Origin of the sequence: Psychrobacter sp. 78a-MNA-CIBAN-0178 (genome assembly GCF_040309625.1) — a bacterium.
Classification (GTDB): Bacteria; Pseudomonadota; Gammaproteobacteria; order Pseudomonadales; family Moraxellaceae; genus Psychrobacter; species Psychrobacter okhotskensis.
The window spans coordinates 1-902 of sequence record NZ_JBEOOZ010000069.1; the positions used below are offsets into that span (position 1 = coordinate 1).

1 protein-coding gene is annotated in these 902 nt (G+C 39.7%); it reads left to right on the plus strand.

What is annotated here, in order from left to right; genetic code table 11:
* Positions 1-74: 74 nt before the first annotated feature.
* Complete coding sequence (locus tag AAEY80_RS14260; RefSeq protein ID WP_201567700.1) at positions 75-707, plus strand: hypothetical protein; 633 nt, start codon at positions 75-77, stop codon at positions 705-707.
* Positions 708-902: the final 195 nt, after the last annotated feature.

The following is a 902-nucleotide window of genomic DNA, read 5'->3' on the forward strand; positions in this document are numbered from 1 at the left end:
TATTCTTGGTCGAAAACAATAGATTAGTGAGGTGCTCTTCTTTTTTCAATCACTTTTAAAGTTGAGAGTGGGGTATGTTTACTAAATTTTTAGCTCTGTGTGGATTATTAGCTTTCTCTGTGCCTTGTTTCCCTGAGGTTGTTCAAGTGAACACTTCTGAACCTCCCAGTATGTCGCTTGGTACGGTTATCGATATGTCTGATATGGAGTCAGTTCAAGAAATTATTCTCGGTAAAGGGACACTGCTGCTCGCTAGGCCTCTTATTGCTAGTGCCAAGATTTTGAGAGATGCTGAGACTGGCATGAACCACTACACTGCTTTGATTGCCTATGATCTTTCTACTGAAGGTGTGAAGGAATTGGAAGCCAGGCTTTTATATTTTCAATGTCCTATTAGCCGTCATACTTATGTAGATCGTTCTGTTCCTTACTATGAGGTGCTTGATGGGAAGAAGGTCATTGTTGGTTCTGCTGTTAAGATAGATACTGTGGCTAGAGAGTTTCTATCTCCAGGGTACTATAGGTTCTTACCTTTGCCTAAGGATGAGAAATTTGCACTTGATGCAAGTTTTCCCATGGCTGGGGAAATGAACCCACCTCCTGACATTGAAATAATGTGTGCTCAAATTGAAATTGCTCATCTTAAACATTTGCAGTCTGAGTTAAATAGAAATGCTATCTTGAAAGAGTTTGGTGTGTCAGAGTAATTCTCTTTCAAATGGCCGATAATAGGTTTTTTCTCATTGTCCTATAACGGCAAGTTACATTTAATCAGTCGCCTGCAATTAGAACTTTTCCTCTAAAAGCAGGATTTTAGCTTTAATTATCTCTTGGATTCAACATTGAAGTGCAACGCACCCGAAGCTAGATTTTACCTCAAGAGGCGTTCTAAACCCTAGCAC

Coding starts and splice junctions, on each gene's coding strand:
- AAEY80_RS14260 (WP_201567700.1), top strand. CDS start 75: ATGTTTACTAAATTTTTAGCTCTGTGTGGATTATTAGCTTTCTCTGTG.